The organism is Nocardioides sp., from assembly GCF_030655615.1.
Classification (GTDB): domain Bacteria; phylum Actinomycetota; class Actinomycetes; order Propionibacteriales; family Nocardioidaceae; genus Nocardioides.
Genome location: NZ_JAURVJ010000106.1, coordinates 1 through 4,551, shown reverse-complemented (window position 1 = coordinate 4,551; position 4,551 = coordinate 1). Strand labels below are relative to the sequence as shown.

At 73.6% G+C, this 4,551-nt stretch carries 3 protein-coding genes and 1 pseudogene; 3 read left to right on the top strand and 1 reads right to left on the bottom strand.

Translation table 11 applies throughout. The annotated features are described in order from the left end of the window. Positions 1 to 729 (bottom strand): annotated as a pseudogene (locus Q7T52_RS08660) (hypothetical protein); the annotation flags it as partial. A gap of 53 nt (positions 730 to 782) precedes the next feature. Here Q7T52_RS08660 and Q7T52_RS08655 point away from each other — a divergent pair. From Q7T52_RS08655 to Q7T52_RS08645, 3 genes are all read left to right on the top strand, one after another. Next, the gene (locus Q7T52_RS08655; RefSeq protein ID WP_304801454.1) at positions 783 to 1,607 is read left to right on the top strand and encodes an enoyl-CoA hydratase family protein; all 825 of its coding nucleotides are present in this window, start codon (positions 783 to 785) and stop codon (positions 1,605 to 1,607) included. A gap of 86 nt (positions 1,608 to 1,693) precedes the next feature. Continuing rightward, positions 1,694 to 2,407 carry a hypothetical protein gene (locus Q7T52_RS08650; protein ID WP_304801452.1) on the top strand — a complete coding sequence of 238 codons (714 nt, stop codon included), beginning with the start codon at positions 1,694 to 1,696 and terminating at the stop codon, positions 2,405 to 2,407. A gap of 145 nt (positions 2,408 to 2,552) precedes the next feature. Beyond that, on the top strand, positions 2,553 to 4,551 hold a 1,999-nt coding region (locus Q7T52_RS08645; RefSeq protein WP_304801450.1), incomplete at its 3' end, for a UvrD-helicase domain-containing protein.

Genomic DNA, 4,551 nt, shown 5'->3' with positions numbered 1-4,551 from the left:
GGCGGCGAGCACGCCGCCGGCGACGAGGACGCCGCGGCGGCTGGGCCGCGGCTGGGTCGTCGTGGAACCGGGGCCGGGGGCGATCACGACCACGGTCTCCCCGTCGTCGTCGGTCTGGTCCGCGGGGACCGGGCTGGTGCCGAGGGTCGCGCGGCGCTTGCCGGCGACGGTCGGGGTGGCCGGAGTGGCGGTGGGAGCGGAGGCAGCCCCCTCGGCCTTGGCGATCTCGACCGTCGACCTGGCCCGCGGGTCGAGCGGCAGGCCGTTGGCCGTGCGGTGCAGCCACCAGAGACTGGCCACGCCGGCGATCGCGGTGAGGATGCTGGGGACTAGGTCGACGGCCTCGAAGAGCGGGCGGTCGACGACGGCGCCGGCGGCCACCAGGACCAGGACGACCAGCATCGCGGCGCCGAAGACGTAGCGGATGCGGGTGACGAGGCCGGCGACAAGCGCGAGGACCGCGACCCCGACGAACACGGAGCCGATCAGCACGACCTTGTCGTAGTTGCGGGCGGCGAAGTCGAACGGGCCGATGCTGAAGCCGTCGGACTCGAAGTTGCGGATCGCCCACTCCTTCATCGACACCGGGGTGCGGTCGATGACGCCGGACCCGACGGCGAGCACGGGGGAGGAGTCGGGGTGGAGCAGCGACGCCGAGAAGTGCCCCACCGCCATGCCCACGAGGGTCGAGAGCAGGCCGAAGAGGGCGTAGAGACGACGTGACACCATGCTCCCTGTTCGGCGCGGAGGGCCTCTCCGGATGGGTGCGGCAGGATGGCGCCATGCCCGACGTCACGCCCGATGCCACGCCTCACGCCACGCCTGACGAGCGCCCCGACAGCGGCCCGTCCGCCGAGCTCGTGCACCTCTCCCTCGACGGTGCCGTCGCCACGATCACGCTCGACTCGCCCCACAACCGCAACGCGCTGTCGCGCCAGCTGGTGGCTGAGCTGGCCGACCGGCTCGAGCGGAGCGAGGCCGACCCCGACGTACGGGTCGTCGTCGTCACCTCCGCCGACCGGGTGTTCTGCTCCGGCGCCGACCTCTCCGAGGCGTCGGCCGACGGCATGTCGGTGGGGGTCCAGGCCATCGTCGGACTGCAGCGCTACGTCGTCGGGATGTCCAAGCCGGTCGTCGCCGTCGTCCGGGGTCCGGTCCGCGCCGGGGGCATCGGCATCGTCGCGGCCTGCGACATCGTCCTGAGCGCCGAGGAGGCCACCTTCGCGCTGACCGAGGTCAAGCTCGGTCTCGCACCCGCCGTCATCTCGCTGACCGTCCTGCCCCGGCTGACGTCGCGGGCGGCGGCGTACGCCTGCCTGAGCGGCGCGGCCTTCACCGGCGCCGAGGCCGTCGCGATGGGACTGGTGACCCGCGCGGTCCCCGCCGCCGACCTCGACGCCGCCGCCGCCGAGCTGTGCGCCGAGCTCGCGACCGGCGCACCCCAGGGCCTGCGCGAGACCAAGGCGCTGCTCGCGCGCGACCTGCTCGACCGCATCGACGCCCGGGCCGACGAGATGGCCGAGCTCTCGGCCCGGCTCTTCGCCTCCGACGAGGCCCGCGAGGCGATGACGGCGTTCCTGACCCGGCCCAGGACACCACGGGCCTGACCAGCCGCGACGGCCCGCGAGGTTGACCCGCGTCACACTTGCCCGATGTGCTGCCATCCGGCGCCGCGATGGCCGATGATGCCCCCATGCGTAGCGGAGTCCCCACCCTCGGCGCGCTCGGGGCCCTGGTCGCCGGGTCCGCCCTGTCCCTGACGGGCTGCACCCTGCCCCAGGCCGACGGCAAGGACGAGCCGGCGCCGATCGGCGTCGAGCTGTCGTTCGCCTACCAGGCCGACGGCGGCGAGGGCTTCATCGACCAGACCCTCACCATCGCCAACAACGGCGACGCGGCCGGCGCCCCCGACCTCGACATCGTGGCCGTCGATGCCCAAGGGGTCGTGCTGCCCGACGTCGAGGTCGTCACCGCGTTCGGCAGCGACCGTGGCGAGCAGGTGGTGCCCGCCTACACCGAGGTGATCGAGGTCCTGAAGTTCAAGGGCCCCGACGCGGCCGACGTCGCCGACGTCGAGGTGACGGTGACCGCCCCCGGGACCCTCCCGAACGACCTTCCCAAGGCCAACGACATCAAGGTCAAGCGCTTCGACATCTCGGGGTCGACCCGGAGCGAGAACACGCTCGGCAGCGTGCTGGTCGCCAACACCTACGACAAGCCGATCCGGGTGATGGTCGTCGGCATCGAGTACGCCCCCGTCGAGGGCGGCGAGCCCCAGCACTTCCAGCGGGTCAGCCCGCTCGCCGGGCCGATCGACCTCGAGCCCGGCGAGAAGGTCCGCGAGCGGGTCGCCGACAAGTACCGGACCCGCTTCTACGGCAGCGTGCGCGCGTTCCTGGTGGGCTGACGGTGGGCTGACGGTGGGCTGGTGGTGGGCTGGTGGTGGGCCGGTCGCTCGCCGATTGCTCGCCGTTGCTGCACTCGGACGATCCCCTTTGTAGACTGGACGACTGCCGTTCGTCGGCACCCGAGGGGCAGTGGAGGCCAGCCGCGTGACTGAAGAGCTCGTCGAGCAGGAGATCGCTCACGAACAGGCGTTCGTCGACCGCGTCCACCGTCAGCTCGCGGACGCCGGCAAGGCGGCCCAGCAGCTGGCGCGCGAGGGCCACGAGCGTGGTCGCCTCGGCCACGAGGGTGGTCTCGTCGAGCGCGACGCGATGGTGTTCCAGGCGGCCAAGCGGCTCGCCCAGCTCGACGCCGCCCACGAGGGCCTCGTCTTCGGCCGGCTCGACCTGCGCCCCGACCTCGACCCGGAGCCGCGCTACGTCGGTCGGATCGGCCTGCGCGACGACAACCGCGACTCCCTGCTCATCGACTGGCGCGCCCCCGCCGCCGCCGTGTTCTACCAGGCGACCGCGGCCGAGCCGCAGGACGTCGTACGCCGCCGCGTGCTGCGCTCGGCGGGCACCACCGTGGTCAGCGTCGAGGACGAGCTGCTCGACGCCGAGGCCAACGTCGACGACCTGCCGATCCTCGGCGAGGGCGCGCTGATGGCGCAGCTGTCCCGCGCCCGCGACCGCACGATGCACTCGATCGTCGCGACCATCCAGGCCGAGCAGGACAAGGCGATCCGCGCGCCGTCGCGGGGCGTCACGACGATCTCGGGCGGCCCCGGGGTCGGCAAGACCGTGGTCGCGCTGCACCGCGCGGCCTACCTGCTCTACACCGACCGGCGCCGCTACGAGACCGGCGGCGTCCTCGTCGTCGGGCCCAGCGGCGTGTTCATGCGCTACATCGAGCGGGTCCTCCCGTCGCTCGGCGAGACCGCGGTCGCGCTGCGCTCGCTCGGCGAGGTCGTCGACGGCGTCCGCGCCGTGCGTCATGACGAGCCGGCCGTGGCCGACGTCAAGGGCTCGGCGCGGATGGCCGAGCTGATGCGTCGTACCGCCCGCCAGCAGGCGCCCGGCAGCCCCGACGCCTTCCGCCTCTTCTGGTACGACAACACCCTCGTCCTCGACCGCGGCGTGCTCGGCCGCATCCGCCGCCAGCTGATGTCGCAGGGCCGCCGCAACCAGCAGCTGCCCCGCGTCGGCCGGGCGCTGCTTGACGCAATGTGGCGCCAGGTCCGCAGCGAGCGCGGCCGCGAGCGGGGCCGCGAGTTCTTCGAGGACGACCTGCTCGGCGACGACACCTTCCTCGACTTCGTGGCCGCCTGGTGGCCGCCGCTGGCCGCCGCCGACGTCCTCGGCTGGCTGCGCGACCCCGACCTGCTGGTCCGCGTCGGCGACGAGGTCGTCACCCCCGAGGAGCAGCGGCTGCTGCTCAAGTCGTGGTCGGGCGCCACCGACCTGTCGATCGAGGACGTCGCGCTGCTCGACGAGCTCCGCTACGCCATCGGCGACGTGCCGGCCAAGGCCGACGACGACCGCGACGACCCGATGACCCTCATCGACGGCGCCGTCGACATCCAGGAGCTGATGACGGCCTCCGACCGCGAGTACGCCCCCTCCGGCCGGGCCTGGCAGGCGCCCACCCACTCGATCGAGGACGACGGCTTCGCCCACGTGCTCATCGACGAGGCGCAGGACCTCACGCCGATGCAGTGGCGGATGGTCGGGCGGCGCGGCCGTGCCGCCTCGTGGACCATCGTCGGCGACCCGGCCCAGTCCTCCTGGCCGATCCCCGCCGAGTCGGCGGCAGCACGCGCCGAGGCGCTGGCCGGCAAGGCCATGCACGAGTTCCACCTGTCGACCAACTACCGCAACTCCTCGGAGATCTACGCCTTCGCGGCGGCGTACGCCGAGCGCGTGGGGCTGGACGCCGACCTGCCGACCGCGGTGCGGTCGACCGGAGTCGAGCCCCAGGTCGTCGGACCGGTGGCCGACCTCGAGGCCGCGACCCGCGCGGCCGTCGTCGAGGTCGCCGGCCAGGTCGGCGGCACCGTCGGCGTGGTCGTGCCCAGCGCGCGGCGCTCCGACGTCAACGCGTGGCTCGCCTCGTGGCCCGAGCTCGCCGACGACGCCGCCAGCGCACGCGCCGCCGTCGACTCCT

Coding starts and splice junctions, on each gene's coding strand:
- Q7T52_RS08650 (WP_304801452.1), top strand. CDS start 1,694: ATGCGTAGCGGAGTCCCCACCCTCGGCGCGCTCGGGGCCCTGGTCGCC.
- Q7T52_RS08655 (WP_304801454.1), top strand. CDS start 783: ATGCCCGACGTCACGCCCGATGCCACGCCTCACGCCACGCCTGACGAG.